The following is a 26,517-nucleotide window of genomic DNA, read 5'->3' on the forward strand; positions in this document are numbered from 1 at the left end:
CGGCTGCCCCTGCCCCTGCCCCGGCCCGGGCCACGGGCCGGACTGCTGCCTCTGCCCCTGCCCAGGCCATTCACCAGACGCCTGCCCCTGCGCTTGCCCGGGCCACGGGCCGGACTGCTGGCCGGACTGCTGGCCGGGCCACTGGCCCGGCGGCTGATTGTGCGGCTGGCCCGGTGGCTGGCTGGGCGGATGGTTCGGCCACTGGCCGTACGGCGGCTGGTTGTACGGCGGCTGCGGCTGCGGCGGCTGCGGCTGCATCGGCGGCTCGAACTGCCGGCCCGGCACCTGGCGAGGGGTGGTGGGCGGCTCGTACTCGCTACCGGGATTCACTGGGACTCCTGGGGTTGCCCTGACTTGCGGGGAAACATGCTAGTCACACCTCTTGCCAGGTGCTTGCAGCGCGTTCGTCCTCATTTCGACAGTTCCGCCGAGATCAGGCGGGCAGCGTCGATGGCCGGTCTCTTGTCCGCTGGAGTCTCGGCGGGCACGTCCTCACGATGCCAGATCACCTCGCCGAGCAGGTTGCTCGTGCGGAAAAGGAGCGTGCTGTCGGACGAGCCGCTCTCGCTGGTGTTGAGATAGAGCTTGAAGCTGTTCTGGAGGATCGCCGCCTCGCCGATGCCCGCGACGTCGCTGACCCCGCCGTGCGACTGGCGCAGCACCGTGCCCTTCGCGGCGTCGCGGCTGGTCTTCTCGCTGGTGAAGCGGCGCATCGCCACCTGGGGGCCGCCGAGGTCGCCGTCGGGCTTCTCCGTCCAGGCGCGGACGACGAGGCGGCGGCCGGGCCGCTCGTCGCGCCGGATGAGCCACTGGCACTCGCCGGGCCGGTTCAGGCTGCGTTCGGGAGTGCCCTTCATGATCTTGGCGGCCTGGGCGTCGGTGAGCAGCGTGCAGGGGTCGGGCGCGGCGGCGAACTTGCCGGTCTCCTGCTGCCCGCCGGCCGCGCTGACGGCGTACCAGCCGCCCGCGCCCAGCGCCACGACGGCGGCGAGCGCGGCGGGCAGCAGCCAGCGCCTGCGGGGGCCGGAGCGGTGGCGGCGTCCACCGGCCACGGCGGTCAGCGCCGCGCGGGCCTGGAGGGCCGTGGGGCGGGCCGCCGGGTCCTTCGCCAGCATGGCCATCAGCAGGCCGCCGAGGTCGCGGCCCGCGTTCTCGGGGAAGGGCGGCTCGTGCAGCAGCACCGCGGCGGCCACCGCCGCGGGCAGCGCCCGCTCGAACGGCGCGCGGCCCTGCACGGCCGTGTAAAGGCTCGCGCCGAGCGACCACAGATCGGACGACGGGCCGGAGGGCTGCTCGTTGAGCCGCTCGGGAGCCATGTAGCCGGGCGAGCCCGCGCTGCCGAACCTGTCGCCCCGCCCGCCCATCGGCGCGGCGATGCCGAAGTCGGTGAGCATGGCGGAGCCGTCGGCGTCGAGCAGGATGTTGGCCGGCTTGACGTCCTGGTGCAGGATGCCGTGCGCGTGCGCGACCTCCAGCGCGGACAGCACGCGCAGCCCGACCGCGGCCACGAACGCGGGCGGCAGCGGCCCCTGCTCCTTGATCACCTTGTCTAGGGAGCGGCCGGTGACGATGTCCATGATGATCCACGGCTGACCGTTCTCGAGGACCACGTCGTGGATGAGCACGATGGCCGGGTCACGCAGCCGTCCGGCGGATCTGGCCTCGTGGATGGCCCGGCCGGCGAACTCGGCCCGCTCGTGCGGGCTCAGCCCGTCGGGCACGCGCACCTGCTTGACCGCGACCTGCCGGTCGAGCACCTCGTCGATCGCCCGCCACACCGTCCCCGCGCCGCCCTGCCCGAGCCGCTCGATCAGCCGGTAGCGGCCCGCCAGGAGGTAGAGGTCACCCGGCATTGCGCAACGCCTGCACGCTCGCCTGCGCCGCTTTCAGCGCCGCCTGCTTGACGTCCTCGTCCGTCGGCTTCTCGGCGAGGGTGGAGTATTCGACGCTGACCACCAGATTGGCCAGCCGGTAGTAGACGTAGGAGGAGTGGATCCGGCCCGTGGAGCCCGCCAGCTCGACGCCGAACGCCTCCTCGCCGACCCCGTCGATCTGGCGCACCTGGGTGCGCTTGGCGCTCCTGGCCGTCTTCGCGCCGATCTCGGGCCACGTCCAGTCGATGCTGTCGTACTTGGACCACCAGCGCTTCTGGCTCTGGAAGAGCGTGCGGGCCGCGGGCACGGTCATCGACCAGGGGTCCACGGTGTCGGAGTCCTTCTGCACCTGGAGGCCCACGCCGCTGCCGGAGATCGGCCAGCCGCACTTGGGGCCCACCTCGTCGGAGCTCGGCTGCCCCTTGGGCGGCTGCTGGGTGCGCAGCAGCCGGCCGACCTCCTGCGAGGCGATCAGCGTGCACACGTCCATCGGCACGGTGAAGGCCGACGGTGTCCCGCCGCCCTGGTTCCGCAGGACGAAGAAGCCGGCCGCGCCCGCCGCGACGACCAGCGCCACCGCGGCCGCGGCCCAGATCACGACCCGGCCGCGCCGCTTGACCGGGCCGGGCGCGGTCACGGCCTGGCCCGTGGGCAGCCGCGGCGCGGGACCGCCCGCGGCGACCTGCCTGAGCGCGTCCACGACCACGCGCGGGTCGGGACGGGCCGCCGGGTGCTGGGCCATCATGGCCGCCAGCAGCGGGCCGAGCGTGCCCGGCGCGACCGGCACCGGCTGCGTCAGCGTGGCGCGCAGCCGCTGGGCCGCCGAGCCCCCGTAGGCGGCCGCGCCGGTCAGCGCGACGTAGAGGGTCGCGCCGAGCGACCACAGGTCGCTGGCCGGACCGCCGGGCTCGCCGTCGAGCCGCTCGGGCGCGATGAACCCGGGCGAGCCGATCATCAGGCCCTGCTCGGTGAGCGTGGCCTGGCCCTCCTGCCTGGCGATGCCGAAGTCGGTGAGCACCACCCTGCCCTTGTCGGTCAGGAAGACGTTGCCCGGCTTGACGTCGCGGTGCTGCAGCCCCTGCGCGTGGGCGACGCTCAGCGCCTCCAGCACCTCGGCGCCGATCCGCGCGACATGCCCAGCCGGCATGGGTCCGAACTCGCGCACCGTCGCGTCGAGGGTGCGGCCTCTCAGCAGCTCCATGACCAGCCACGGCCGGTCGTGCTCGACCACGACGTCGTGCAGTGCCACGATGCCGGGGTGCCGCAGCCGCGCGGTGGCCTGCGCCTCGCGTACGGCCCTGGTCACCGAGTCGGCCCGCTCCTTGGCCGACACGCCCTCGGGCAGCGTGAGCTCCTTGACCGCCACTTCGCGCTCAAGCATCTCATCCCTGGCCAGCCACACTTTCCCCATGCCGCCGGCGCCCAGAGGGCGCAGCAGGGAGTAGCGGCCGGCAAGTCTTCCCGCGGACATACAGGGAAGGGTAACTAAGGATCAAGAGGGATGGTGATTCGTTCCTGTCGGTCCCCCTCTCTATGGTCTTGGTTCGTGGACTCGGTTCAAGGCACCCTCGACGAGCTCGGCACCCCGCTGAGCGACGTCACGTTCGTCGTGTTCGACCTCGAGACGACCGGTGGCTCCCCGTCGGAGGACGCCATCACCGAGATCGGCGCGGTCAAGGTGCGGGCGGGCGAGGTCCTCGGCGAGTTCTCCACGCTGGTGGACCCCGGAGGGCCGATACCACCGTTCATCTCGGTGCTGACCGGCATCACCGACGCCATGGTCGTGGCCGCGCCGCGGATCGAGACGGTGCTGCCGAGCTTCCTGGAGTTCATCCGCGGCTCCACGCTGGTGGCGCACAACGCCGGCTTCGACACCCGCTTCGTCAAGGCCGCCTGCGCCGCGCACGGCTACCCCCCGCCGGCCAACCCGGTCGTCGACACCGTCGACCTGGCCCGCCGCGTGCTGACCCGCGACGAGACGCCCAACGCCAAGCTGGCCACGCTGGCCAGGTTCTTCCGCAGCCCCACCGAGCCGTGCCACCGCGCGCTCCAGGACGCCAGGGCCACCGTGGACGTGCTGCACGGGCTGATCGAGCGGGCCGGGTCCTTCCAGGTGCACACGCTCGAAGAGCTCAAGTCGTTCGTCCGGGCGCCCACGCCCGAGCAGCAGCGCAAGCGTCATCTGGCCGACTCCGTCCCGCACGCGCCGGGCGTCTACCTCTTCGAGGACGAGCGCGGCGAGGTCCTCTACATCGGCAAGAGCACCAACCTGCGCAACCGCGTGCGCTCCTACTTCACCGCGAGCGAGACCCGCCCGCGCATCCGCGAGATGATCGGCATCGCCGAGCGGGTGCGCCACATCGTCTGCGCGACCGCCCTGGAGGCGGAGGTCAGGGAGCTGCGCCTGATCGGCGGCGCCAAGCCCCGCTACAACCGCCGCTCCCGCTTCCCCGAGAAGGTCGTCTGGCTCAAGCTCACCACCGAGCCGTTCCCCCGCCTGTCGATCGTCCGCGATCTCAAGGACGACGGCGCCACCTACCTGGGGCCCTTCACCAGCGCCCGGCTGGCCGACGAGGCCCGCATCGCCCTGCACGAGGCGGTCCCGCTGCGCCAGTGCACCCAGCCGATCACCCTGCGCACCCGGCGCGCGGCCTGCGTGCTGCACGAGATGGGCCGCTGCGGCGCGCCCTGCGAGGGCCGGGAGAGCCAGGAGGAATATTCGCTGCACGCGGAGAGCGCCCGGCGCGCCATGACGCTCGACGCCACGCCCGTCTTCACGGCCGTGTCGGCCCGCATGGAGCGGCTGTCGATGGAGCAGCGCTACGAAGAGGCCTCCATCGACCGCGACCGGCTGGCCGCCTTCGTCCGTACGGCCGCTCGCATGCAGCGCCTGAGCGCCATCACGCGCATCCCGCAGCTCGTCGCCGCCAGCCCGGCGTTCGACGGCGGCTGGGATCTCCACGTCGTCCGGTACGGCCGGCTGGCCGCGGCCGGGGTGATGCGCAAAGGCACCCATCCGACCCCGTTCGTCGCCTCGCTGACCGCCACGGCGGAGGTCGTCATCCCCGGCCCCGGGCCCGTCCACGCCGCCTCCGCCGAGGAGACCGAGTGCATCCTGCGCTGGCTGGAGTCACCGGGGGTGCGGCTGGTGGAGGTCGACGGCGAGTGGAGCCTGCCCGCCCGGGGGGCCGCCCGCCACAAGGAGCGCATCGACCTGGCCTACCGGCACTTCGACCAGCCGCGCGGGCGGGAGGGGCGCCCTTTGAGGTGACCCGATAGAGTTGGTCCATGGTCACGGCAATCGTCCACATCAACGCAGAGGTAGACCGGATCCCGGAGGTCGCCCAGACGATCGCCGAGATCGAGGGCGTCAGCGAGGTCTACTCCATCACCGGCGAATACGACCTGCTGGCGATGGTCAGGGTGGCCGCCTACGAGGAGATCGCCGAGGTCATCCCCGGGCGGATCAACAAGGTCGCGGGCGTGCTGCACACCGAGACGCACATCGCCTTCCGCACCTACTCCAAGCACGACCTCGACGCGGCCTTCTCGATCGGCTTTCCCGAGTCCGACTGACCCCTGCCGGGCACCCGGGCCGCGCCCTTAGGGCGGCGCGCATGATCATCAAGCCGCCCGGATGGCCCTTCATGTCCGCGGTCTCGGCCGTCGGCTGCCTCGTCCTCTACTGGGCCGGCGTCCCGCACTGGTACACCATCGAGATCATCTTCGTCCTCTTCTTCCTCGGCGGCCCGCTGCTCGCCATCTGGGTGATCCGCTGCGGGCTGGCATCCAGGCAGGGCCCGATCACCGGCCGGCTGGACCGCTGGTTGCCGCCCTGGTACCTCGTCGCGGGAATCGCGGTCGCGCTCATCACCGACGCGCCCTTCCAGGCACGGTTCGCGATCTCCAAGCCGAGCCTCGACGCCTACGCCAAGACCGTGACGGCAGAAGGCCCGCAGGACTCCCCCTGCCGGTGGGTGGGCCTGTACCGAGTCTGCTACGCGTTCACCTACACCTCGGCGGACAGCGATGAGCACGTCCCGGGCAGCGCCGCGCTCATCGCCGAGGAATGGGCCATCCACAGCAACACCCGCTTCCTCCTGCTGCCCGTGGGGGTGCCGGAGGAGACGTACGACGACACCTTCCGGCATCTCACCGGCCACTGGTACGGCTGGCACGGCTGGGACAAGTGGTGAGCCCCGCACACGCGGACGGGCCCGCCCGGAGAGCCTGATGCTCTCTCCGGGCGGGCCCTGTGGCGTCCGCGGTCAGTGCGTGAGGCTGCGGTCGTCGCCGCCCGAGCCCAGCGCGGCGTGCTCGTCCTCGCCGTGCCCATGCCCGTGCCCGTCGTCCAGCGGGATCTTCTCCCCGCCGTACGCCTTCGACATCCGCGCGCGGAGCTTGCCGAGCGGCCCGCGCATGCCCTTCGGCGGGATGCCCGCGCTGTCCTCGGCGACCGGCAGCATCGGCACCGGCTCCTTGCCCCGCATGTGGGCCTCGAGGTCGTCCGCCGGAGGCGTGTGGACCTCGATGAACTCACCGTGCGGCAGCCGCTTGATCACGCCGGACTCCACACCGTGCGAGACGACCGCGGCGTCGGAACGCTGCAGGCCGAGGCACATGCGGTAGGTGATCAGGTAGGCCAGCGCCGGAGCGACGAAGATCAGCACCCGGCCGGCGTACGTCGTCCAGTTGAGGCTGATGTGGAAGTTCGCCGAGATCTCGTCGTTGGCGCCCAGCAGCCACAGCACGCCGTAGAACGTCATGGCCGAGATGCCGATCGCGGTCCGGTGCGGGTTGTTGCGCGGCCGGTCCACGACGTGGTGCTCGCGGTGGTCGCCCGTCACCCAGCGTTCGAGGAACGGGTAGAGCGCGAGACCGGTCATGATGATGCCCATCGGCACCAGCGCCGGGACGATGACGCTCAACGGCAGCGTGCCCGCGTGGGCCGTGCCGAAGAGGTTGATCTCCCACGGCGGCATGATGCGCAGCGCGCCTTCGAGGAAGCCCATGTAGAAGTCGGGCTGCGAGCCCGCCGACACGTCCGCCGGTGTGTAGGGCCCGAACAACCAGATCGGGTTGATCTGGGTGAACGTCGCCAGCCCCGAGATCACGGCGAGCGTGAACAGCATGTACGCGCCCGCCTTCGCCATGAAGGCCGGGTAGAACGGCGCGCCCACGACGTTCTGGTTGGTCCGGCCCTTGCCCGGCATCTGCGTGTGCTTCTGCACCCACATGAGCACCATGTGGGCCGAGATCAGCGCCAGCAGGATGCCCGGGATGAGCAGGATGTGCAGCGCGTAGAACCGGGAGATGACATCCTCACCCGGATATTCCCCGCCGAACAGGAAGAACGTGATGTACGTGCCGACCAGCGGCAGCGAGATCGCCACGCCCTCGGTGATCCGCAGACCGGCGCCGGAGAGCAGGTCGTCGGGGAGTGAGTAGCCGGTCAGGCCCTCGGCCAGCGCCAGGGTCAGCAGCAGCACGCCGATGATCCAGTTGAGCTCGCGCGGCTTGCGGTAGGCGCCGGTGAAGAACACCCGCAGCGCGTGGACCATCATGCCGGCCACGAAGAGCAGGGCCGCCCAGTGGTGCATCTGCCGGATGAGCAGTCCACCCCGGACGTCGAAGCTGATCTCCAGCGACGACGCGTAGGCCTCGGACATCATGACGCCCTTGAGCGGCGCGTACGAGCCGTCGTAGGCGATCTCGCCCATGCTCGGCTTGAACCAGAACGTCAGGAACGTACCGGTCAGCAGCAGGATGATGAACGAGTAGAGGGCGATCTCACCCAGCAGGAACGACCAGTGGTCCGGGAAGATCTTGCGCAGGTTGCGCTTGAGGAAGTTGGCGCCGCCGATGCGGTCGTCGAGGAAGGTCGACGGCCCTGCGATGCCCTTGGGCACCGACTTGAGTTCGTCGCTCATGCCTGGCCTCCCTTCTCCCTCGCCGCGGCCTCGGCGTCACCGCGTTCCCAGTAGCTGGGGCCAGGGGGCACCTCGAAGTCTCCCTGGGCGACGAGGTAACCCTCTCCGTCGACGGTGATCGGCAGCTGCGGCAGCGGCCGCGCGGCCGGGCCGAAGATGACCTTCGCGCCGTCTGCGGCGTCGAACGTCGACTGGTGGCACGGGCAGAGGATGTGGTGGGTGTTCTGCTCGTAGAGCGCCGCGGGGCAGCCCACGTGGGTGCAGATCTTGGAGTAGGCCACGATGCCGTCGTGGATCCAGTTCTGGCGGACGCCGCTCTTGATCTCTTCCGGCCGGAACTTGATCAGGATGAGCGTGGCCTTGGCGAGGGCGTTGAGGTCGTGCTGGTAGCCCTCGGGGACCACCGACAGGATGCCGCCGGGCGAGTTGAAGTCGGCGGCGCGGATCGGCTGGCCCGTGCCCTCGACGACGAGCCTGAGCGGCTTGCCCTCCTTGGTCTTCTCACCCCACACCGTGTGCCGCAGCGTCTGGTTGAACTTGGCGCCCGGCATCTTGCTGTTGTCGAGGTCGCGCAGCAGGACCACCGGGACGAGGCCCAGCGGCGCGGCGGCCAGCAGCAGCGTGCGGCGCAGCAGCTTGCGCTTGACGAAGCCGCTCTCGTTGGCGCCCTGGACGAACGTGTCGGCCACGACCTCGCGGTCGTCCTCGGCGGAGGCCATCGGGTGGCGCTCCTGGATCAAGGAGTATTTCGGCATGATCTGGCGGACCCAGATCACGATGCCGATCGCGAGTCCCAGGATCGCCACCGTCAGCGAGCCGCCCAGCGCGAGGTTGGACGTGCCGGTCGCCTCGGGGCTGCCGACCTGGAAGACCACGTAGGAGACGATGAACGCGATGGACGCCAGGAAGGTGATCATGAAGCAGAGCGCCACGATCTTCTCCGCCTTGCGGGCCTTCTTCTCGTCCTGCAGCGTCACACCGGGGACGTCCTGGTCGGCGGTGTCCGTCGCTTCCGCGGTGCCGAGCATCGAGGTGCCCGGCGCGGGGGTGCCGATGACGCGCTTGGGTACGCGTTCGTCCGGCTGCTCGATCTCGTGCTCGTTGTCTGTCATGACTTCTGTCGCTTCTTCGCGGTGATCCAGATGGCTGCGAGTGCGAGGGCGCCGAGGCCCACGATCCACGCTACGAGACCTTCGGTGACCGGGCCGATGCGCCCGAGGGCGAAGCCTCCCGGGTCCTTCTGCTCACGAACCTGCGTGATGTACGCGATCATGCTGCGCTTCTCTTCCGGCGTGATCGTCGAGTCGTTGAAGACGGGCATCGCCTGCGGACCGGTGACCATCGCCTCGTAGATCTGCGTCGGGGTCGCCTCATTGAGGTTGGGCGCGTACTTGCCCTGCGTCAAGGCACCGCCGGCGCCGACCCAGTTGTGGCACTGGATGCAGTTGGCGCGGAACAGCTCGCCACCCTTGCCGGCGTCGCCGAGCTTGGCGTCGACCTGCTCGGCCCCTGGGACCTGCGGACCGCCGCCGAGCGACTGCACGTAGGCCGCGACCTGCCTGGTCGTCGTCTCGTTGACCCAGGGAGCCGTCGGCTTGCGCGGCGCCTGCGGCCCCGGGTTCGCCGCGGGCATGCGGCCCGTGCTCATCTGGAAGTCGACGGCCGCGGCGCCGACGCCGACGAGCGTGGGAGCGGTCGCGGTGCCCTGCGCGTTCATGCCGTGGCAGCTCGAGCAGTGGGCGACGAACAGGCTCCTGCCCTCGGCCACGTCGTCGACCTTGCCTGCCGCCAGTGCCGCGTCGGCAGGCTTGCCCGCCTGGACAAAGGCGGCGTATACCATCCCGACCAGCGCCAACGCCAAAATCAGGACGGCGTATCTCGCGAGGGGATGCCGCCGCCAAGCGGTAATCCTAGTCACAGAGATCCCGTTCCTTAACGAATGATGTAGATGGTCGCGAAAAGACCGATCCAGACGACGTCTACGAAGTGCCAGTAGTAGGACACGACGATCGCGCTGGTGGCCTGCTCATGCGTGAAGCGCTTCGCGGCGTACGTGCGTCCCAGCATGAACAGGAACGCGATCAGGCCACCGGTCACGTGCAGGCCGTGGAAGCCCGTCGTCAGGTAGAACACCGAGGTGTAGGCGTTAGCGGACAAGGTCGCGCCCTCTGACGCCAGCTCCATGTACTCGTACAGCTGCCCGGCGACGAAGACCGCGCCCATGAGGAAGCTGATGATGTACCAGAACCGGAGCTTGCCGACCTGGCCCTTCTCTGCGGCCCACACACCGAGCTGGCACGTCACACTCGACAGAACCAGGATGATCGTGTTGACCGTCGCGAACGGGATGTTCAGGTGAGCGCCTTCTGCGACCTCCAGGCCCGCCTTGTGCAGTGCGGGGCCCCACTCGAAGCCGTTGCCGGTGCTCACCGACCGGATGGTGAAGTACATCGCGAACAGCGCCGCGAAGAACATGAGCTCAGAGGACAGCCACACGATCGTACCGACGCTGACCAGATTGGGTCTGCGATACGACTGGGCTGCCGTCGTCGAAGTTATTGCGGATGCTGTCGCCACGGGCAGCATTATTGCGGTTGCGGTGGTCGGTCCGGCGCACGACCCCCCGTTAGCAGGTGGAAACCACCAACCAACCTGGGATAATCGCCACAAAACACCCAACAAACCGGCTCACAGGCCGGGCGGCCTGGGATTGCGGGCCGGAGCACCGGTACGATCCAGGGTGACCATACCGCTACGAGCGATAGTGAGCGCGACCGTGATGTCCAGTGGGAGCACCGACGACACGATGAGGGTCCTCGTCTACAGCGACGACGCCACCACCAGGGCCGAAGTGGTCCAGGCCATCGGCAGGCGCCCCGCCGCCGACGTACCCCTCGTCGAGATCGTGGAGTGCGCCACCGAGCCCAAGGTCCACCAGTGGCTGGGCTCGGGCGAGATCGACGTGGCGATCCTCGACGGCGAGACGCAGCCGGCCGGCGGCATGGGCGTCTCCCGGCAGGCCAAGGACGAGGTCTACGACTGCCCGCCCATCTGCCTGATCATCGCCAGGCGCGACGACCGCTGGCTGGCCGACTGGTCCAAGGCCGACGCCGTCGTGCCGCAGCCTCTGGAGCCCATGGTCCTGGCCGACACCGTCGCCGACCTGATGCGCCGCCGCTCCGCCACCCGACTCAACGCCAAGTAGGTGCCCATGGACTCCCGGACGACCTGGCCCGCCCTGCTCACCGCTCTCCTGTCCGGAGAGCACCTCACCTCCGACGAGTCGGCCTGGGCGATGCGGGAGATCATGTCCGGCGCCGCGACGCCGTCCCAGATCGCCGGGTTCGTGATCGCCCTGCGCGCCAAGGGCGAGACCGTGGCGGAGGTGGTGGGCTTGGCCCGCACCATGCTCGATCTGGCCACACCGCTGAGCGTGGAGGGCCCCGTGGTCGACATCGTCGGCACCGGCGGCGACCGCGCCCACACCGTCAACGTCTCCACGATGGCCGCGATCGTGGCCGCCGCCGCGGGCGCCCGCGTGGTCAAGCACGGCAACCGGGCCGCCTCGTCCTCGTGCGGCGCCGCCGACGTCCTGGAGCACCTGGGCATCCGGCTCGACCTCTCGCCTGAGCAGACCGCCCAGGTGGCGCGCGAGGCGGGCATCGCCTTCTGCTTCGCCCCGGTCTACCACCCCGCGCTGCGCTTCGCCGGGCCCACGCGCAAGGAGATCGGGGTGCCCACGATCTTCAACTTCCTGGGCCCGCTCACCAACCCGGCCCGTCCCGCGGCCCAGGCCATCGGCGTCTTCGACGCCGGCATGCTGCCGGTGCTCGCGGGCGTGTTCGCCGAGCGCGGCGTGTCCGCCCTGGTCTTCCGCGGCGACGACGGCCTCGACGAGCTGACCATCGCGGCCACCTCGACGGTCTGGGTGGTCAAGGACGGCGCGGCGACGCAGGTCACGTTCGACCCGACCGTCCTCGGCATCGCGCGCGCCGACGTGGGCGCGCTGCGGGGCGGCGACGTGGAGTTCAACGCGCAGGCCGTGCACGATCTCGTACGCGGCAAGACGGGCCCCGTGCGCGACGCCGTGCTGCTCAACGCCGCCGCGGCCCTGGTGGCGCTCAACGGGCCCGGCGACAACCTCGACGCGGCCATGATCGACGGCTACGCCCGCGCGGTCCAGGCGGTCGACTCCGGCGGCGCCGCCGCCACCCTCGACCGCTGGATCGAGGCCAGCGGCTCCTTCCGCCGGGCGTAAGGCGGCAAGGCCGGGCCCCGACGGGGCCCGGCCCACAAGACCGAGGCAGGGCCGCTGGTTAGGGCAGGGCCATGGTGGGGCCGGCCTTCAGCGAGCTCCACTTGAGCCACTGCTTCCAGTTCTCCTGCCAGTGCCCCCACCCGTTGGTGGGCTCCAGCTTGCGCGGCGACCCGGTGATGATGATCGGGTCGCCGATCAGCGTGTTCTTGATGAACCAGGCGGCGTTCTCCGGGCTGATGTTCACGCACCCGTGGCTGACGTTCGAGTTGCCCTGCGAGCCGACCGACCAGGGCGCGCTGTGCACGTACTCGCCGCTGTTGGAAATGCGGACGGTGTTGTAGACGGTGAGCTGGTAGTAGCCCGGCGAGCCCGGGCCGATGCCCGGCGAGGTCATGACCGTGACGGGCTCGCGCGACATCGCCAGGTGGATGCCCGAGGTCGTGTAGTACTTCCACTGCCCGCCCTGGCCGGCGCTCATCGGCATCGTACGGATCTTCTTGCCGTCCCGCTTGACCGTGAGCACGTGGTTGTCGGTGCTGCCCCGCGTGATCTGCGACCGGCCGATCTTGAAGTCGAGCTTGACGTCCCGCTTGCCGTACAGGCCGGGCCCTCCGCGTACGCCGGCCAGCCGCGCCTCCACCCGCACCTTCGAGTGCGCGGGCCAGTACTTCTCCGGCCGGAAGTCGACGTGGGAGTCGTCGAACCAGTGCCAGGCCCCCTCCACCGGCTTGGTGCTGTGGATGGACAGGTTGCGCTCGACGGAGACGCGGTCGCTGACCGGCTTGTCAAAGGCGATCATCACGGGCATGCCGATGCCGACGGTCAGCCCGGTGTCGTCCTTGTTCGGGGTGATGGTCTGGATGTCGAACGTCTTGCCGCCCTTGACGGTCTTGAACGTGCTGGTGGACTCACTCTGCTTGCCCGCCGCGTTCACGGAGACCGCGGTGACGGTGTAGGAGGCGCCCGGCCGGGCGGTCCCGGTGCTGCGCCAGCGGGTGTGGTCGGCGCTCAGCTCGCCGGGCAGCGCGCCCGCCTTGCCGCCGTCCACCCGTACGCTCTTCAGCGCGCCCCCATGCGCCGCCACGACCACGGTCTGGTCCGTGGGCACGTTGGCGGCCTTGTCCGGCGGGAAGAACGCCACAGGGGGCCCCTGGGCCGCCTTACCCGCCATGGCGGCCCCCTGAGGAACTTCGGCAGGCCCGCCCGAGCACGCCGTCAGCAGCGCCAAGGCCAGCAGGCCGGCCGATCCATACGCTACGCGCCCCACGAGTGACTCCCTCGTCCAAGATCGAACCGCTTCTGCCTCCTTTATTACCCTGAGTGATCGAATCACCACATCCGTGCACTGGTAAAGAACACCAAAAAGCGGACGCCCCTCCCCCATGGAAGGACGTCCGCTACTGGTGGGGCTAGTGCGAGAAGTTGCCCCGGTAGTACTGGAACACGAACCCGATCATGGCCATGACGATCAGGAAGACGCCGATGAGGAACATCCAGAAGCCGAACACGAACCCGGCGAAGGCGAAGGCCGCCGCCAGGCACAGGAACAGCGGCCACCAGCTGCTCGGGCTGAAGAACCCGATCTCGCCCGCGCCGTCGCTGATCTCGGCCTGCTTGTCGTCCTCCGGCTGCGGCCCGATGCGCCGCGCGGTGAACATCAGGTAGTAGCCCACCATGAACGCGAACCCGACCGAGATGGCCATGGCGGTGGTGCCGACCGGTTCACCGTGGCCCGTCGCCGCCTTGGTCCAGAACCAGTAGGCGATGTCGACACCGGCGAAGAACAGGCCGCACAGCAGGAACAGCCAACCCTGGACCTTCATCAGGCCTCGACCTCCTGGGCGGACTTGGCGGATACGTGCGGGTAGTGCAGGTCGAACGCGGGACGCTCGGACCGGATGCGCGGCAGCGAGGTGAAGTTGTGCCGCGGCGGCGGGCAGGAGGTCGCCCATTCGAGCGAGCCGCCGTAACCCCAGGGGTCGTCGACCGTGACCTTGGGCGCGGTGCGCCAGGTCTTCCACACGTTGTAGAAGAACGGCAGCGTCGAGGCGCCCAGCACGAACGCGCCCACCGACGAGATCAGGTTGAGGTCGGTGAAGCCGTCGGCCGCGCTGTAGTCGGCGTAGCGGCGCGGGAAGCCGAGCACGCCCAGCCAGTGCTGGATGAGGAACGTCGTGTGGAAGCCGATGAACAGCAGCCAGAACTGCAGCTTGCCCAGCTTGTCGTCGAGCATCTTGCCGGTGAACTTGGGCCACCAGAAGTAGAAGCCGGCGAACATCGCGAACACGACGGTGCCGAAGACCACGTAGTGGAAGTGGGCGACGACGAAGTAGGTGTCGCTGATGTGGAAGTCGAGCGGCGGCGAGGCCAGGATGACGCCCGTCAGACCGCCCAGGAGGAACGTGATGAGGAAGCCGATCGAGAACAGCATCGGCGACTCGAACGACAGATGCCCTCGCCACATCGTGCCGACCCAGTTGAAGAACTTCACGCCCGTCGGCACCGCGATGAGGAACGTCATGAACGAGAAGAACGGTAGCAACACCTGCCCGGTCGGGAACATGTGGTGCGCCCAGACCGTGATGGACAGGCCGGCGATCGAGATCGTCGCGGCCACGAGGCTGATGTAACCGAAGATCGGCTTACGGCTGAACACCGGCAGGATCTCGGTCACGATGCCGAAGAACGGCAACGCGATGATGTAGACCTCTGGATGGCCGAAGAACCAGAACAGGTGCTGCCACAGCAACGCCCCGCCGTTCTCCGAGGCGAAGATGTGGGTGCCCAGCTTGCGGTCGGCCTCCAGGGCCAGCAGCGCGGCGGCCAGCACCGGGAAGGCCATCAGCACGAGCATGCTGGTCAGCAGCACGTTCCAGGTGAAGATCGGCATGCGGAACATCGTCATGCCGGGTGCGCGCATGCAGATGATCGTGGTGATGAAGTTGACCGAGCCGAGGATCGTGCCGAGACCCGACAGGGCCAGACCCATGATCCACAGGTCGCCGCCGATGCCGGGCGACTGGATCGCGTTGGACAGCGGCGTGTAGGCGAACCAGCCGAACGACGCGGCGCCGCCCGGGGTGAAGAAGCCGGACACGGCGATGATGCTGCCGAACAGGTAGAGCCAGTAGCTGACCATGTTGAGGCGGGGGAACGCCACGTCGGGAGCGCCGATCTGCAGCGGCATCAGCTCGTTGGCGAAGCCGGCGAACAGCGGCGTCGCGAACATCAGCAGCATGATCGTGCCGTGCATGGTGAACAGCTGGTTGAACTGCTCGTTGCTGGTGATCTGCAGGCCCGGCTGCGCCAGCTCGGCCCTCATGATCAGCGCCATGATGCCGCCGATCAGGAAGAAGGCGAACGACGTGATCAGGTAAAGGTGTCCGATGATCTTGTGATCAGTCGAGGACAGCCACTTGGCGATCACCTGGCCCTTGGTGCTGGGCCGTACCGGCGCGCGAAGTGGTTCTTGAATGGCGGTCACTGGGCACTCCCAGCCTGGTGGGTCGCAATGTACTGGTCGAACTCAGCCTGCGGAACGAGCTTCACCGAGAACAGCATCCGGCTGTGGTCGACACCGCACAGTTCGGCGCAGCGGCCTGCGTAGACGTCCGGCTTGTTGAGCGTCGTGATCTCGAACTTGCGGCCCGGGTTGTCCTCGCGGATGCCGGGGATGACGTCACGCTTGAACAGGAACGCGGGCACCCAGAAGGAGTGGATGACGTCTTCGGTCGACAGGTCGAACTCGACCTTCGAGTTCACCGGCAGGACCAGCTGGGGGCCCTGGTGGTAGTCGCTGACCGGCATGCCCGCGACGGGCGCCAGCGTCTTGCCGTTGACGGTGGTGGTGAAGCGCCAGCTCCACTGGAACGCCTCCACCTTCACCTTGACCGGCGCGTCGCCGACGACGCGGGTGATGGCCTCGCTGTCGCGGGCGGTGAAGAAGAAGAACACCGACACCATCACGAGCGGGATCAAGGTGTAGAGGATCTCGATCGGCAGGTTGTAACGCACCTGCGGCGGGAGCTCTGCCTTGGTCGTCTTGCGCTTGCGATGGAAGATCGCAGCCCACACGATCAGCACGATGACGACGGCGCCCGTGGCGAGTGCGGCGATCCAGGCCCCGTTCCACAGGTTCTGAACCACGCCACCCTCTGTGGTGACGTGGTCGGGAAGAAGGCCGCGAGACCAGTCGGCCTCGGGGACGTCATTAGCACACGCCGTAGCAGTGGCCAGCAGCAACGCCAAAGCGGCGGCGCGCGGCACCCTGCGCCGGGCCAACGAACGCCGCGTCGTACGGCGAGTCGGACTCACGGATCGCCTACCCCACAGATGAAGCCCAAGAGTCTCTCCCTTGGGCGCTCGTATTTCCAGAATGCACAGCTGATTGCAGACACATTAGCGTGCAGGTGCCCCGCCCTCCCGCGCGACCCCTCGGTGGCGCCGCAAGTGGGACGATGAGTCTCGTGGCGTATTTCGACGCGGCTTCTAGCGAGCCGCTCCACCCTCAGGCACGCGAAGCGCTGCTGGCGGCGATCGACGTCGGCTGGGCCGACCCCGCGAGACTCTACGGCCAGGCCCGCCGCGCGCACCTGTTGCTGGAACAGGCTCGCACGGAGGTCGCCGAGGCACTCGGCGCGCGCCCCGACGAGGTGTCGTTCACCTCGTCCGGCACGCAGGCCGCGCATCTCGGCGTCCTCGGCACCCTACACGGCAGGCGCAGAGCCGGTCGCCATCTGGTGACGAGCGCGGTCGAGCACTCCAGCGTGCTGCACGCCGGTGGCGTGCACGAACGCGACGGCGGCACGGTCGAGACCGTGGGCGTGGATCTGACCGGCCGGGTCGATCCGGCGGCCTTCGCCGAGGCGGTCGCGCGCCCCGGCACGGCACTGGCCTGCCTGCAGACGGCCAACCACGAGGTCGGCACCCTGCAGCCGGTCGAGGAGGTCGCCGCCGCGTGCCGGTCGCACGGCGTCCCGCTCCTGGTGGACGCGGCTCAGACGGCAGGCCGGATGCCGGTGCCGCCGGGCTGGTCGGTGCTGACCGCCAGCGCCCACAAGTGGGGCGGCCCGGCCGGGGTCGGGGTGCTGGTGGTGCGCAAGGGCACCAGGTTCCGCTCGTTCCTGCCCGAGGACGAGCGGGAGCGGCGGCGGGTGCCGGGCTTCGAGAACGTCCCCGGCATCGTGGCCGCCGCGGCGGCCCTGCGCGCGATGGCCGCCGAGGCGGCGCAGGAGCAGGCGCGGCTCTCCGAGCTCGTCACCCGGATCCGGGAGACGGTCCCGAAGATCGTCCCCGACGTCGAGGTGATCGGTGACCCGGTAGGCCGGGCACCGCACATCGTGACCTTCTCGTGCCTGTACGTGGACGGTGAGGCGTTGCTGACCGAGCTCGACAAGGCCGGATTCGCCGTATCGTCCGGAAGTTCGTGCACCGCTAGTACGCTTCGTCCATCGCACGTCCTGGAAGCCATGGGCGTGCTGACGCATGGGAATGTCCGGGTGTCGCTGCCCAGGGGCGCGTCCGCGGCGGAGGTCGACAGGTTTCTCGCCGTGCTGCCCGATATGGTGCGTCGCATCCGCCAGGACGCAGGAGTCGCATGACCGAGGTCACCCAGCCCGCTTTGACGATCGACGCGCTCGGGAAGAAGTGCCCGATCCCGATCATCATGCTCGCCGAGCAGATCAACTATGTGCCGCTCAACGCCGTGGTGGCGGTGCTGGCCGACGATCCCGCGGCCTACAACGACGTGCCCGCGTGGTGCCGGCTGAAGTCGCATCGCCACGTGGGCTCGTACGAGCTGCCCGGGGGTGGCTGGGCGATCCACGTCAGGCGCAACTACTGATATTCGGGGTAGGGGCTTTCCGTCAGAAGTCACCGACTTCCGGGGGAAAGCCATGACCGACGGATGTGAGACCGCCCGTGACGTGATGAGCACGGGCGCGGAGTGCGTCCCCGCGCACGAGACGCTCGACCGGGCGGCGCAGCTGATGCGCGACCACGACGTGGGCGCGCTGCCGGTCTGCGGCGCCGATGACCGGGTGCAGGGCATCATCACCGACCGTGACATCGTGGTGAAGTGCGTCGCCGCCGGGCACGACCCGGCCACGGTGACGGCGGGCGAGCTCGCCACCGGGCTGGTCTGGATCCCGGCGAGCGCCACCGTGGAGGAGGCGCTCGCGCGGATGGAGGAGCACCAGATCAAGCGGCTGCCGGTGATGGACGGCGACCGGATCGTGGGCATGATCAGCGAGGCGGACCTGGCCAGGCACCTGCCCGACGGCCAGCTGGCCGAGTTCGTGCACCGCGTCTACGCCTCGCGCACGCCCAACGACGACTGAGCGGCCCGGAGGCCGCCGCGTCGCGTCAGATGGTCACGCGCAGGGGGCGGTCCGTCAGGGGTGGTAGCAGCGGACGTAGCCGGCGACCTCCGTGGCCGCCTCGGCGCCGTACGCGGCGCCGAACCGCTCGAGGAAGCCCTTCTGCCCCAGCTCGTACTCCTGGCCGCCGACGCGCTCCAGCACATGGGTGGCGGTCAGGTTGCCGAGCTGGCCGCAGCGCTCCAGCGGCAGCCCCCAGGCTACGCCGGACAGGAAGCCGGCCCTGAAGGCGTCGCCGACGCCGGTGGGGTCGGCCTTGCCCACCTCGGGGGCGGGGGCGACCTGGATGGACGGCTCGCCCTGGCGGTCGATGACGGCGCCCTTGGGGCCGAGCGTGGTGACGCGGACTCCGACCCGGGCGAGGATCTCCTCGTCGGTCCAGCCGGTCTTCTGCTCGATGAGCCCCTTCTCGTAGTCGTTGGAGAACAGGTAGGCGGCGCCGTCCACGAGCTTGCGGATGTCCTCGTCGGCCATGCGCGCGAGCTGCTGGGAGATGTCGGCGGCGAACGGGATGCCGCGCTGGCGGCACTCGTCGGTGTGGCGCAGCATCGCGTCGGGGTCGTTGGGGCTGATCAGCACCAGGTCGAGGCCGCCGATGCGGTCCGCGACGGGCTTCAGCTCGATCAGCCGGGCCTCGGCCATGGCCCCGGTGTAGAACGAGGCGATCTGGTTGTGGTGCTCATCCGTGGTGCACAGGAAACGCGCGGTGTGCTGGGTCTCCGAGATGTGCACGGACGCGCAGTCGACGCCGTGGCGCTCCAGCCACGACCGGTAGTCGGCGAAGTCGCTGCCGACGGCTCCCACGAGGACCGGCTTGAGGCCGAGACAGGCCATGCCGAAGGCGATGTTCGCGGCGCAGCCGCCGCGACGAATCTGAAGGTCATCGACCAGGAACGAGAGTGACACCCGGTCCAGTTGCTCGGCGATGAGCTGATCGCCGAAGCTTCCTGGGAAGGTCATCAGGTGGTCTGTCGCGATGGAGCCGGTGACGGCGATGCGCACGGGATTCTTCTTCCTCGTTGTCAGCAAGCCAATGGGCCCCACGAGGATACGCGAAGGTCCCGCACGCACAAAGGCGAGCGGGACCCGGCGGCCACCGACTAGTTGAACGAGTCGCCGCAGGCACAGGAGCCCGTGGCGTTGGGGTTGTCGATGGTGAAGCCCTGCTTCTCGATGGTGTCCACGAAGTCGATGGAGGCACCCATCAGGTAAGGAGCGCTCATCCGGTCGGTGACCACGCTGACGCCGCCGAAGTCCGACACGACGTCGCCGTCCATCGAGCGGTCATCGAAGAAGAGCTGGTAACGCAGGCCGGAGCAACCGCCCGGTTGCACGGCGACCCTCAGCTGCAGACCTTCTTCACCCTGCTGCTCCAGCAGGTTCTTGACCTTGGCGGCGGCCGCGTCAGTCAGGATCAGGCCCTGTGCCGTGGTCTCGCTGCTCTCAACCGTCATCTGCTGACTCCCTAACCCGGCTGTCTGTTTCCGACGTCCTTCTAATGACGCTACCAACACCTGGGCGATGCCACACATTCCCGGTCCGGCTCCCCCCGGAATAACCACGAATGTCGGTGTGTCATGATGAGTATCGTCAAACCGACGATAAGGGGGTATGGCCATGGCCACCCAGACTGGGCTGCCACTCTTCGTCCTCGGCCGCAGCGCCGATCCGCACAGCGAGAAGGGGGTCGACTGTCCCGGCGAGCTGCCGCCCGCCTCCGACCCCGATCTGGTGGAGCGGGCTCGCCGGGCCAAGGAGGCGCTCGGCGACCGCCTGTTCGTGCTCGGCCACCACTACCAGCGCGACGAGGTCATCCAGTTCGCCGACGTGACGGGTGACTCCTTCAAGCTCGCCCAGCAGGCGGCGGCCAGGCCGGAGGCGGAGTTCATCGTCTTCTGCGGGGTGCACTTCATGGCCGAGTCCGCCGACATCCTGACCGGGGACGCGCAGAAGGTGGTCCTGCCCGACCTGGCGGCCGGTTGCTCCATGGCGGACATGGCCACGTTCGACCAGGTCGAGGAGTGCTGGGACGCCTTGGAGGACGCGGGGCTGGCCGAGCAGGTGATCCCGGTCACATACATGAACTCCAGCGCCGACATCAAGGCTTTCTGCGGCAGGAACGGCGGCGCCGTCTGCACCTCCTCCAACGCCCGCCGCGCCCTCGACTGGGCGTTCGAGCAGGGCCAGAAGGTGCTGTTCCTGCCCGACCAGCACCTGGGCCGCAACACTGCGGTGCTGGAGATGGGGATGACCCTGGAGGACTGCGTCGTCTGGAACCCGCACCGGCCGAACGGCGGTCTCACGCAGGAGCAGCTGGAGCGGGCCAGGATGATCCTCTGGCGCGGGCACTGCTCGGTGCACGGCCGCTTCACGGCCGAGTCGGTGGACGACGTACGCGCGCGGATCCCCGGGGTGAACGTGCTGGTGCACCCCGAGTGCCGGCACGAGGTCGTGCTCAAGGCCGACCACGTGGGCTCGACCGAGCACATCATCAAGACGCTGGAGGCGGCTCCGGCGGGGTCGAGCTGGGCGATCGGCACCGAGCTGAACCTGGTCAAGCGCCTGGCGCAGACGTTCCCCGACAAGAACATCTCGTTCCTGGACAAGACGGTCTGCTACTGCTCGACGATGAACCGGATCGACCTGCCGCACCTGGTGTGGGCCCTGGAGTCGCTGGTCCTGGGCGACGTCGTCAACCAGATCACGGTGGACGAGGACACCACCCACTGGGCCAAGGTCGCCCTGGACCGCATGCTCGCCCTGCCGTAGCCCCGGCCCTGGTCAGAGCTACCCCGCGAGCTGCGCTCCGGCCCGATCCGGGCTCGCCCGCGACCTGGTCCGGCCGTCAGGGGCCGTTCCCCTGGCGGCCGGACGTTTCGCCGGGACGGCCGGTTCAGGCCGTCAGGAAGGCTCTCACCGCCGCCTGGAACCCGTCGGGGTCCTCGGTCCACGGCAGATGACCTGCGCCTTCGAGGACCACGCGGGACACCCGGGGCAGCGCCCGCTCCAGCGAGTCGACGGCCCAGCGCGGGCGGATGTCCTCGGCGCCGTCCACGATCAGCACGGGAACGTCCGAGGCCGCGCACCGCGCGTGCAGCTCGGGGGCGCCCCACGTCCGGCGGCCCTCGGCGTTGATGGCGGCGTTGCACGCGAAGTTCACCCCGAGCCAGGGCGTCGCCATGCGCTCGGCCTGCTCCCGCGCCCAGCTGTGGTCCTGGCCGTGGTCCTGGTCGCGGTCCTGCCCGCGGTCCTCGTGGTCCTGGCCGTGGTCGGCGAAGTCCGCCGTCCACTGCAGCACCGACAGCTCCCGGTCCTCGGCGTCCGTGCGTTCCTTGTCGTTGAGCTCGCTCCAGCGCTCCAGGTCCCCGCCCAGCCTCGCGCGCAGGTTGCGGCCGTACTCATCCCGCCAGGGCGCGCCCGGGTCGATGCCCGTGCCGGCGACGTAGATCAGCCCGCGCACGTGCTCCGGGTGGTCCAGCGTGTAGCGCAACGCGAGCTGGGCGCCCCACGAGTGGCCGAGCAGCACCATGTCCGAGAGCCCGAAATGGCGGCGGACGGCGTCGAGGTCGGCCATCGTCCTGGCCATCGAATAGGGCCCCGTCCGCTGGGAGCGGCCGCATCCGCGCTGGTCCCAGCGGTGCACGGCCGCGACGCCGGACAGCGGCCCGGCCACGTCCTCCAGGGTGTCCCACAGCCCGGGGCCTCCATGGCAGAAGACCACCGGACATCCCTCACCCGTCCTGACCGCCCACAGCGATACCCCGTCCTCCGTCAGCACCGTCTCAGCCCGCGTGATCTCTGCCATGGCGGCCAGTCTGGCCGAGGGGCCGGGGCTAGGCGAAGTCGTATCCGACCTCGACGCTCACCGAGAGGGTCTGGCTGCCGGGGCTGACCGAGGGCGCGCTCTCCGCCATCGCGACCTGTGCCCGCAGGGGTCGCGGGCCGCCCATGACCTGCTCGCTCACCGAGACGACCCGGCCCAGCGGGCGGCCGGCCAGCTCGGCGTACTGGGCCGCCTTGGCCGCGGCGTCCCTGAAGGCCTGCGTCCTGGCGTCCTTCAGCGCCTTGCCGGGGTCCGACAGCTCGAAGGCCAGCCCGTTGAGCCTGGCCTCCTCCCCCACCCCGGCCACCGTGTCGATGACGTGGTCGGCGCGGGCCACGTCGCGGACGACGACCTCCACGCCCTGCGCCGCGCGGTAGGCGGCCACCTTCGGGTACGCCTCGTACTCGGGGCCCAGCGACAGCTCCACCGTGCGTACGTCCTGCGCGGCGACCCCGGCCTCCCTCAGCGCCTCGGCCAGCCGGGCGGCGGCGGCGCGGACGGCGGCGAACGACTCCGCGGCCGACGCCCTGCGCACCTCGACCCCCGCGTGCAGCCGCAGCATGTCGGGCGCGGCCAGGACGGCGCCTTCGCCGACGACGGTGATGTCCACGCGTACCCCCTTGGGTGGCCCCATCGAACGGGTTCGGACCCCGATCCTAGGCCGTGTGCCCGCTCCGGCGAAGGATCCGCCGGATCAGGAGGCGTTACGGCCGAATCTGAAGGCCATCCGGTCGAACTCCGCCTTCTTCGCCGCCGTGGCCAGCACCTGGCCGACCTGCCCCGACAGGCCGATGACCACGGCCTCGTACCCGGCGCCCTTGGCCCGCCACACCGCCAGGTGGTCGTCGTCCCACCAGCCGATGAGCCGGTTGCTGGTGAACGGGATGGTGACGGGAGTGGTGTCGTCGCCCGAGGTGGAGCGGGCGCACAGCGAGGTGCCCGCCGCCGTGCAGTGGGACAGGAACCGGGTGCCCGACGGCGAGATGTCGTCGCCCTCCACCCAGACCGGCGACCCGGCGTCCGACAGGGTGCGCAGGAGCTTGCCGTTCAGGTCGTAGAACTTCATCTTGCCGCCCACCCACGTGCCCACCGACCGGCCGCCCGCGTCCCAGAAGAAGCGCCACTCGCCCGCGCCCTGCTCCTTCACCTGGAACGCGCGGCCCTTGCCGCTGCTCACGTCGATGATGCCGTAGCCGTACTCGGCCGTGTTCCCCTCCGCGCCCTTGTAGAGGGTGACCAGGCCGTACTTGCCGTCGGGCGACCAGCGCGGCGTGGTGGGGAAGATCGGCTTGGGGCTGAGCTTGACGACGCGCTTGGTGTCGGCGACGTGGTCGATGATGGACACGGTGGCGTAGAAGTCGGAGCTGTAGTCCACGTCCGTGCCGAGGGCCAGGTTGGTCTTGGGGTCCAGCGCGTACTCGAAATAGCGGGTGTCGGGGGTGAAGGTCCGGCTCCCGTGCTTTCTCACGTAGAGGCGCTTGCCCCGGTCCACGGTGTAGGAGGCGAGGCTGATGGGGTCGCCTTCCTTCTCCTTGATCTCCACCGAGGTGCCGGGCAGCCGGACCGTACGGCTCGTCGGCGTGGGTGTGGGCGTCGGGGTGCGGGCCGGGGTGGAGGCCGAGGTGGTGGGCGTCGCGGACGAGTTCGTACGGCCCGGCAGCCCGCTGAGGCGTACGGCGACGAAAGCGACGGTCACCACGAGCGTGAGCGCGCCCGCGACGCTCGCCGCGATGATCCAGCCGGTTGCCCTGCGCCGGGCCGGCTGGGTGGGCGCGCCGAAGTGGTAGGGCTGCGGCCTGGGCGGATACGCGTACGGCGGCGCGGGCCCGGCCGCGGCGGCCGCGCTGCCCTGCTGGAGCAGCCCCGGCGACTGCGCCGCGGGAGCCGTTTCCACCGCGGAGCCCGGCGGCGCGAAGGCGGGCGCGTGACCGAGCAGGCGCATCAGGGCGTCACCGGCCGACGGCCGACCGGCGGGGTCCTTGGCCAGGCAGTCCGACACCAGGGAGCGCAGGGCCGGGTCCTGGATGGGGCTGACGTCGGGCTCGGTGTGCATGATCCGGTTGACCACCGCGGGCAGGCTGTCCTGCCCGAACGGCGCCTGCCCCGACGCCGCGAACAGCAGCGTGCACGCCCACGCGAACATGTCCGACTTCGGCCCGGGGCTGGACTCGGTGAGCTGTTCAGGCGCCATGTACGACGGCGTCCCGATCGCGGTGCCGGTCAGGGTCGAGGTGAGGTCCAGCGCCCTGGCGATGCCGAAGTCGATGACCCGGGGGCCGTCGGAGGCCAGCACCACGTTCGACGGCTTGAAGTCGCGGTGCACGATGCCCGCCTGGTGGATGGCCACCAGCGCGGTGACGGTGCCGATCGCGAGCCGGTGCAGCGAGGTGCCCGAGCGCGGGCCCTGCGCGCGTACGACGTCGGTGAGGGTGGGGCCGTCGATGTACTCGCTCACGATGTACGGCCGGCCGCCGAACAATCCCGTGTCGATCACCTGGGCCGTGCAGAACGGCGCCACCCGCCTGGCCATCGCCACCTCGCGGACGAACCGCTCGGAAGCCTGGGCGTTCCCCGCCAGATCGGCACGCAGGAGTTTGAGCGCCACCTTGGTGCCGTCCTTCGCCGTGGCGAGGTAGACGATCCCCTGTCCGCCCTCGCCCAGGCGCCCGGCCACGGCGTACTCCCCCACCGTCGCGGGATCCCCTGGTCTCGGGGCCGCGAGGTCTGGCATATAGAACCCCCACATATGGCGTCTTTCTCGCCATTCTGGTGCGTCGCGCGGCTCCCCGTCACCCGTTCCGGCAAGGCGCCAGCCCTCCGCCCGGCACGACTAAGACCGCGTCCACGATCGCCGCCGGGTCCTTCAGGTGGACCTGACGCCCGGTTCGCGGCAGCCGGACGAGCTTGGCGCTCAGATAGCGGGCCAGCCGCTCGTGGCAGCCGTCCCTCTCGTTCGCGCCGGTCCCCGCGCTGATCACGGTCACCGGCACCTCGGGGAACGGCTTCTCCGCCCTGATCCGGCGCAGTTCGGCCGCCATGTCGCGGCGGGCCAGCCACTCCCCCGCCACCGTGACCGGCACCTTGCCCATGCGGTAGACGCCGCGCGGGTCGGGGCCGCCGGTGAGCACCCGGTGCGCCGCCGGCCCCGTCAGGCGGGCCAGGACGGTCGCGCCCCACGTCCCGGCCAGGGCGGGCAGCCAGCGGCCGGTGTGCGCGGCCAGGGCGCAGCGGCGGCGGACCACGGCGCAGGCCGGGTCCACCAGGACGAGCTTGGCCGCGCACAGCGGGTGCGTCCTGGCGAACGCCTCCGCGTGCCAGCAGGAGACGCCGTGGGCGACGAGGGTGACGCGTTCCGGATGGGCGGGGGCCAGCGCGGCCAGGCGGGCGACCTCGGCGTACAGGCTGGGCGCGGCCGGCGAGCACGGGCTGAGGCCGAGCCCGGGGCGGTCGAAGCGGATGACGCGGTGGCTCCTGGCCAGCTCGTGGGCCACCGCGTCCCAGTGGAACCAGGCGCCCGCGGGGCCGGCCGTGATGAGCACCGCGGGCCCGGCACCCTGCTCGACCACGTGGGGCCGCCCGTGACCGGTCGCCGGGCCGCCGGCCGGCTCCTCACCCGTGCCGTCCTCGATGAGCAGGTGGACGGCCAGGTAGACCAGCCATACGGCGATCATCGTGAGCTGCGCCCGGTGCGCCAGCCCCACCCCGCGCCCGTCCGCGAACGCGCCCGCGGTGAGCAGCGTGGCCGCCAGCGTCAGCCAGGTGACCAGCCACGACACCCACGAGCGCCACCGCGAGCTGAGCAGCACCATGGCGGCCAGCACGGCGAGCGTGCCGAGCACGCCCGCCAGGGTGTGGATCCGGTGGCCGAGCGACATGGCCTTCTGCGCGCAGGCCGGATCGCTCAGCGCGGCGCAGTCCAGCGGGAACAGCCCGGCCACGAACGTGAGCAGCCCGTACGCGGCCAGCGCCAGCCAGCCGGGCCACTCGCGAGCCACCCTCGGCACGAGCGCCACCCCGAACAGGCACGCGAGCCCCGACAGCGCGTCGCTGATCCGGAACAGGCGCGTCCACGGCTGGTCGCGGGCGGCCAGCTCGCTGACGTAGCCGTCGGTCCTGTCCACCGCCGGCGTGGTGAACTGGCCGGTTATCCACGCGCTGCCGAGCACTGCCGCCACGATGAACGCGCAAGCCGCGAGCACGTACAATCTTCGCTCCACGTGATCATTAGATCACCATGGGTGACTTTCGTGCAGGA

25 protein-coding genes and 1 pseudogene are annotated in these 26,517 nt (G+C 70.1%); 9 read left to right on the plus strand and 17 right to left on the minus strand.

Translation table 11 applies throughout. The features are described 5' to 3' along the window. The 3 genes and pseudogenes from ETD85_RS64860 to ETD85_RS32990 form a co-directional block, all read right to left on the minus strand. Window positions 1-330: pseudogene (locus ETD85_RS64860) on the minus strand (DUF4870 domain-containing protein); the annotation flags it as partial. Window positions 331-410: 80 nt separating this feature from the next. Beyond that, window positions 411-1,853: a serine/threonine-protein kinase gene (locus ETD85_RS32985; protein ID WP_138693726.1), complete on the minus strand. Its 1,443-nt coding sequence runs from the start codon at window positions 1,851-1,853 to the stop codon at window positions 411-413. After that, complete coding sequence (locus tag ETD85_RS32990; protein WP_138693727.1) at window positions 1,843-3,345, minus strand: serine/threonine-protein kinase; 1,503 nt, start codon at window positions 3,343-3,345, stop codon at window positions 1,843-1,845. The genes ETD85_RS32985 and ETD85_RS32990 overlap by 11 nt, the downstream gene beginning before the upstream one ends. Before the next feature lie 30 nt (window positions 3,346-3,375). On the opposite strand from ETD85_RS32990, the gene ETD85_RS32995 reads away from it, so the two are divergent. From ETD85_RS32995 to ETD85_RS33005, 3 genes are read left to right on the plus strand one after another with little or no spacing between them, the layout of a single operon-like run. Next, the gene (locus ETD85_RS32995) at window positions 3,376-5,145 is read left to right on the plus strand and encodes a DEDD exonuclease domain-containing protein (protein ID WP_206058846.1); all 1,770 of its coding nucleotides are present in this window, start codon (window positions 3,376-3,378) and stop codon (window positions 5,143-5,145) included. Window positions 5,146-5,162: 17 nt separating this feature from the next. Beyond that, window positions 5,163-5,450, plus strand: coding sequence for an Lrp/AsnC family transcriptional regulator (locus ETD85_RS33000; protein WP_138693729.1), 288 nt, complete (start codon window positions 5,163-5,165; stop codon window positions 5,448-5,450). A gap of 41 nt (window positions 5,451-5,491) precedes the next feature. Then, window positions 5,492-6,070, plus strand: a complete 579-nt coding sequence (locus ETD85_RS33005) for a hypothetical protein (RefSeq protein WP_138693730.1) — start codon at window positions 5,492-5,494, stop codon at window positions 6,068-6,070. A 72-nt stretch (window positions 6,071-6,142) separates the two neighbouring features. Here the strand turns inward: ETD85_RS33005 and qcrB are convergent, their stop codons facing one another. Genes qcrB through ctaE form a run of 4 tightly spaced genes read right to left on the minus strand, consistent with a single transcriptional unit; the run spans window position 6,143 to window position 10,390 of the window. Then, complete coding sequence (gene qcrB, locus ETD85_RS33010; RefSeq protein ID WP_138693731.1) at window positions 6,143-7,804, minus strand: cytochrome bc1 complex cytochrome b subunit; 1,662 nt, start codon at window positions 7,802-7,804, stop codon at window positions 6,143-6,145. Next, window positions 7,801-8,916, minus strand: coding sequence for a cytochrome bc1 complex Rieske iron-sulfur subunit (qcrA, locus tag ETD85_RS33015; RefSeq protein WP_138693732.1), 1,116 nt, complete (start codon window positions 8,914-8,916; stop codon window positions 7,801-7,803). Before qcrA ends, qcrB begins: the two co-directional genes overlap by 4 nt. Further along, window positions 8,913-9,722, minus strand: a complete 810-nt coding sequence (gene qcrC / locus ETD85_RS33020) for a cytochrome bc1 complex diheme cytochrome c subunit (RefSeq protein ID WP_138693733.1) — start codon at window positions 9,720-9,722, stop codon at window positions 8,913-8,915. Before qcrC ends, qcrA begins: the two co-directional genes overlap by 4 nt. Before the next feature lie 14 nt (window positions 9,723-9,736). Then, entirely contained in the window at window positions 9,737-10,390 is a 654-nt protein-coding gene (gene ctaE, locus ETD85_RS33025; RefSeq protein ID WP_138693734.1) for an aa3-type cytochrome oxidase subunit III, read from the minus strand. Between the two features lie 193 nt (window positions 10,391-10,583). Between ctaE and ETD85_RS33030 the strand changes: the two genes are divergently transcribed. Further along, window positions 10,584-11,009 carry a hypothetical protein gene (locus ETD85_RS33030; RefSeq protein ID WP_138693755.1) on the plus strand — a complete coding sequence of 142 codons (426 nt, stop codon included), beginning with the start codon at window positions 10,584-10,586 and terminating at the stop codon, window positions 11,007-11,009. A gap of 6 nt (window positions 11,010-11,015) precedes the next feature. Beyond that, window positions 11,016-12,062: an anthranilate phosphoribosyltransferase gene (gene trpD / locus ETD85_RS33035; protein ID WP_138693735.1), complete on the plus strand. Its 1,047-nt coding sequence runs from the start codon at window positions 11,016-11,018 to the stop codon at window positions 12,060-12,062. Between the two features lie 58 nt (window positions 12,063-12,120). On the opposite strand, the gene ETD85_RS33040 is transcribed toward trpD, so the two are convergent. The 4 genes from ETD85_RS33040 to ctaC all read right to left on the minus strand — a co-directional run bounded on the left by ETD85_RS33040 (window position 12,121) and on the right by ctaC (window position 16,376). Next, window positions 12,121-13,329, minus strand: coding sequence for a L,D-transpeptidase (locus ETD85_RS33040; protein WP_138693736.1), 1,209 nt, complete (start codon window positions 13,327-13,329; stop codon window positions 12,121-12,123). Window positions 13,330-13,471: 142 nt separating this feature from the next. Continuing rightward, window positions 13,472-13,885 (minus strand): cytochrome c oxidase subunit 4, encoded by a 414-nt coding sequence (locus ETD85_RS33045; protein ID WP_138693737.1) that lies wholly within the window; start codon window positions 13,883-13,885, stop codon window positions 13,472-13,474. Then, the gene (gene ctaD / locus ETD85_RS33050) at window positions 13,885-15,546 is read right to left on the minus strand and encodes an aa3-type cytochrome oxidase subunit I (RefSeq protein ID WP_138693738.1); all 1,662 of its coding nucleotides are present in this window, start codon (window positions 15,544-15,546) and stop codon (window positions 13,885-13,887) included. Before ctaD ends, ETD85_RS33045 begins: the two co-directional genes overlap by 1 nt. After that, window positions 15,543-16,376, minus strand: coding sequence for an aa3-type cytochrome oxidase subunit II (ctaC, locus tag ETD85_RS33055; RefSeq protein WP_138693739.1), 834 nt, complete (start codon window positions 16,374-16,376; stop codon window positions 15,543-15,545). Before ctaC ends, ctaD begins: the two co-directional genes overlap by 4 nt. Before the next feature lie 143 nt (window positions 16,377-16,519). Here ctaC and ETD85_RS33060 point away from each other — a divergent pair, with 143 nt between their 5' ends. Genes ETD85_RS33060 through ETD85_RS33070 form a run of 3 tightly spaced genes read left to right on the plus strand, consistent with a single transcriptional unit; the run spans window position 16,520 to window position 18,400 of the window. Continuing rightward, entirely contained in the window at window positions 16,520-17,662 is a 1,143-nt protein-coding gene (locus tag ETD85_RS33060; RefSeq protein WP_170246962.1) for a cysteine desulfurase family protein, read from the plus strand. Continuing rightward, on the plus strand, window positions 17,659-17,904 hold the full coding sequence (locus ETD85_RS33065) for a sulfurtransferase TusA family protein (protein ID WP_138693740.1): 246 nt from the start codon (window positions 17,659-17,661) through the stop codon (window positions 17,902-17,904). The genes ETD85_RS33060 and ETD85_RS33065 overlap by 4 nt, the downstream gene beginning before the upstream one ends. Window positions 17,905-17,956: 52 nt before the next feature. Then, window positions 17,957-18,400 carry a CBS domain-containing protein gene (locus ETD85_RS33070; RefSeq protein WP_138693741.1) on the plus strand — a complete coding sequence of 148 codons (444 nt, stop codon included), beginning with the start codon at window positions 17,957-17,959 and terminating at the stop codon, window positions 18,398-18,400. 54 nt (window positions 18,401-18,454) lie between these two features. Here the strand turns inward: ETD85_RS33070 and ETD85_RS33075 are convergent, their stop codons facing one another. Beyond that, entirely contained in the window at window positions 18,455-19,441 is a 987-nt protein-coding gene (locus tag ETD85_RS33075; protein ID WP_138693742.1) for a carbohydrate kinase family protein, read from the minus strand. Between the two features lie 98 nt (window positions 19,442-19,539). Continuing rightward, window positions 19,540-19,893: an iron-sulfur cluster insertion protein ErpA gene (erpA, locus tag ETD85_RS33080; RefSeq protein WP_106242686.1), complete on the minus strand. Its 354-nt coding sequence runs from the start codon at window positions 19,891-19,893 to the stop codon at window positions 19,540-19,542. A gap of 157 nt (window positions 19,894-20,050) precedes the next feature. Here erpA and nadA point away from each other — a divergent pair, with 157 nt between their 5' ends. Next, window positions 20,051-21,208, plus strand: coding sequence for a quinolinate synthase NadA (nadA, locus tag ETD85_RS33085; protein ID WP_138693743.1), 1,158 nt, complete (start codon window positions 20,051-20,053; stop codon window positions 21,206-21,208). Between the two features lie 124 nt (window positions 21,209-21,332). On the opposite strand, the gene ETD85_RS33090 is transcribed toward nadA, so the two are convergent. The 4 genes from ETD85_RS33090 to ETD85_RS33105 form a co-directional block, all read right to left on the minus strand. Beyond that, window positions 21,333-22,244: an alpha/beta fold hydrolase gene (locus ETD85_RS33090; RefSeq protein WP_138693744.1), complete on the minus strand. Its 912-nt coding sequence runs from the start codon at window positions 22,242-22,244 to the stop codon at window positions 21,333-21,335. A 28-nt stretch (window positions 22,245-22,272) separates the two neighbouring features. Further along, window positions 22,273-22,872, minus strand: coding sequence for an SIMPL domain-containing protein (locus tag ETD85_RS33095; RefSeq protein WP_138693745.1), 600 nt, complete (start codon window positions 22,870-22,872; stop codon window positions 22,273-22,275). A gap of 84 nt (window positions 22,873-22,956) precedes the next feature. Continuing rightward, window positions 22,957-24,993 carry a serine/threonine-protein kinase gene (locus ETD85_RS33100; protein ID WP_170246963.1) on the minus strand — a complete coding sequence of 679 codons (2,037 nt, stop codon included), beginning with the start codon at window positions 24,991-24,993 and terminating at the stop codon, window positions 22,957-22,959. Window positions 24,994-25,051: 58 nt separating this feature from the next. Further along, a complete protein-coding gene (locus ETD85_RS33105; protein ID WP_138693747.1) occupies window positions 25,052-26,479 on the minus strand; it encodes an alpha/beta fold hydrolase in 1,428 nt (475 codons plus the stop codon). Between the last annotated feature and the right edge of the window lie 38 nt (window positions 26,480-26,517).

Source organism: Nonomuraea zeae, from assembly GCF_005889725.1.
GTDB lineage: Bacteria > Actinomycetota > Actinomycetes > Streptosporangiales > Streptosporangiaceae > Nonomuraea > Nonomuraea zeae.

Excerpts from the sequence above, each read along its gene's own strand:
- ETD85_RS32985 (WP_138693726.1), bottom strand. The coding sequence starts at position 1,853 with ATGCCGGGTGACCTCTACCTCCTGGCGGGCCGCTACCGGCTGATCGAG.
- ETD85_RS32990 (WP_138693727.1), bottom strand. The coding sequence starts at position 3,345 with ATGTCCGCGGGAAGACTTGCCGGCCGCTACTCCCTGCTGCGCCCTCTG.
- ETD85_RS32995 (WP_206058846.1), top strand. The coding sequence starts at position 3,376 with ATGGTGATTCGTTCCTGTCGGTCCCCCTCTCTATGGTCTTGGTTCGTG.
- ETD85_RS33000 (WP_138693729.1), top strand. The coding sequence starts at position 5,163 with ATGGTCACGGCAATCGTCCACATCAACGCAGAGGTAGACCGGATCCCG.
- ETD85_RS33005 (WP_138693730.1), top strand. The coding sequence starts at position 5,492 with ATGATCATCAAGCCGCCCGGATGGCCCTTCATGTCCGCGGTCTCGGCC.
- qcrB (WP_138693731.1), bottom strand. The coding sequence starts at position 7,804 with ATGAGCGACGAACTCAAGTCGGTGCCCAAGGGCATCGCAGGGCCGTCG.
- qcrA (WP_138693732.1), bottom strand. The coding sequence starts at position 8,916 with ATGACAGACAACGAGCACGAGATCGAGCAGCCGGACGAACGCGTACCC.
- ctaE (WP_138693734.1), bottom strand. The coding sequence starts at position 10,390 with ATGCTGCCCGTGGCGACAGCATCCGCAATAACTTCGACGACGGCAGCC.
- ETD85_RS33030 (WP_138693755.1), top strand. The coding sequence starts at position 10,584 with ATGTCCAGTGGGAGCACCGACGACACGATGAGGGTCCTCGTCTACAGC.
- trpD (WP_138693735.1), top strand. The coding sequence starts at position 11,016 with ATGGACTCCCGGACGACCTGGCCCGCCCTGCTCACCGCTCTCCTGTCC.
- ETD85_RS33045 (WP_138693737.1), bottom strand. The coding sequence starts at position 13,885 with ATGAAGGTCCAGGGTTGGCTGTTCCTGCTGTGCGGCCTGTTCTTCGCC.
- ETD85_RS33060 (WP_170246962.1), top strand. The coding sequence starts at position 16,520 with ATGAGTCTCGTGGCGTATTTCGACGCGGCTTCTAGCGAGCCGCTCCAC.
- ETD85_RS33065 (WP_138693740.1), top strand. The coding sequence starts at position 17,659 with ATGACCGAGGTCACCCAGCCCGCTTTGACGATCGACGCGCTCGGGAAG.
- ETD85_RS33070 (WP_138693741.1), top strand. The coding sequence starts at position 17,957 with ATGACCGACGGATGTGAGACCGCCCGTGACGTGATGAGCACGGGCGCG.
- erpA (WP_106242686.1), bottom strand. The coding sequence starts at position 19,893 with ATGACGGTTGAGAGCAGCGAGACCACGGCACAGGGCCTGATCCTGACT.
- nadA (WP_138693743.1), top strand. The coding sequence starts at position 20,051 with ATGGCCATGGCCACCCAGACTGGGCTGCCACTCTTCGTCCTCGGCCGC.
- ETD85_RS33090 (WP_138693744.1), bottom strand. The coding sequence starts at position 22,244 with ATGGCAGAGATCACGCGGGCTGAGACGGTGCTGACGGAGGACGGGGTA.
- ETD85_RS33100 (WP_170246963.1), bottom strand. The coding sequence starts at position 24,993 with ATGCCAGACCTCGCGGCCCCGAGACCAGGGGATCCCGCGACGGTGGGG.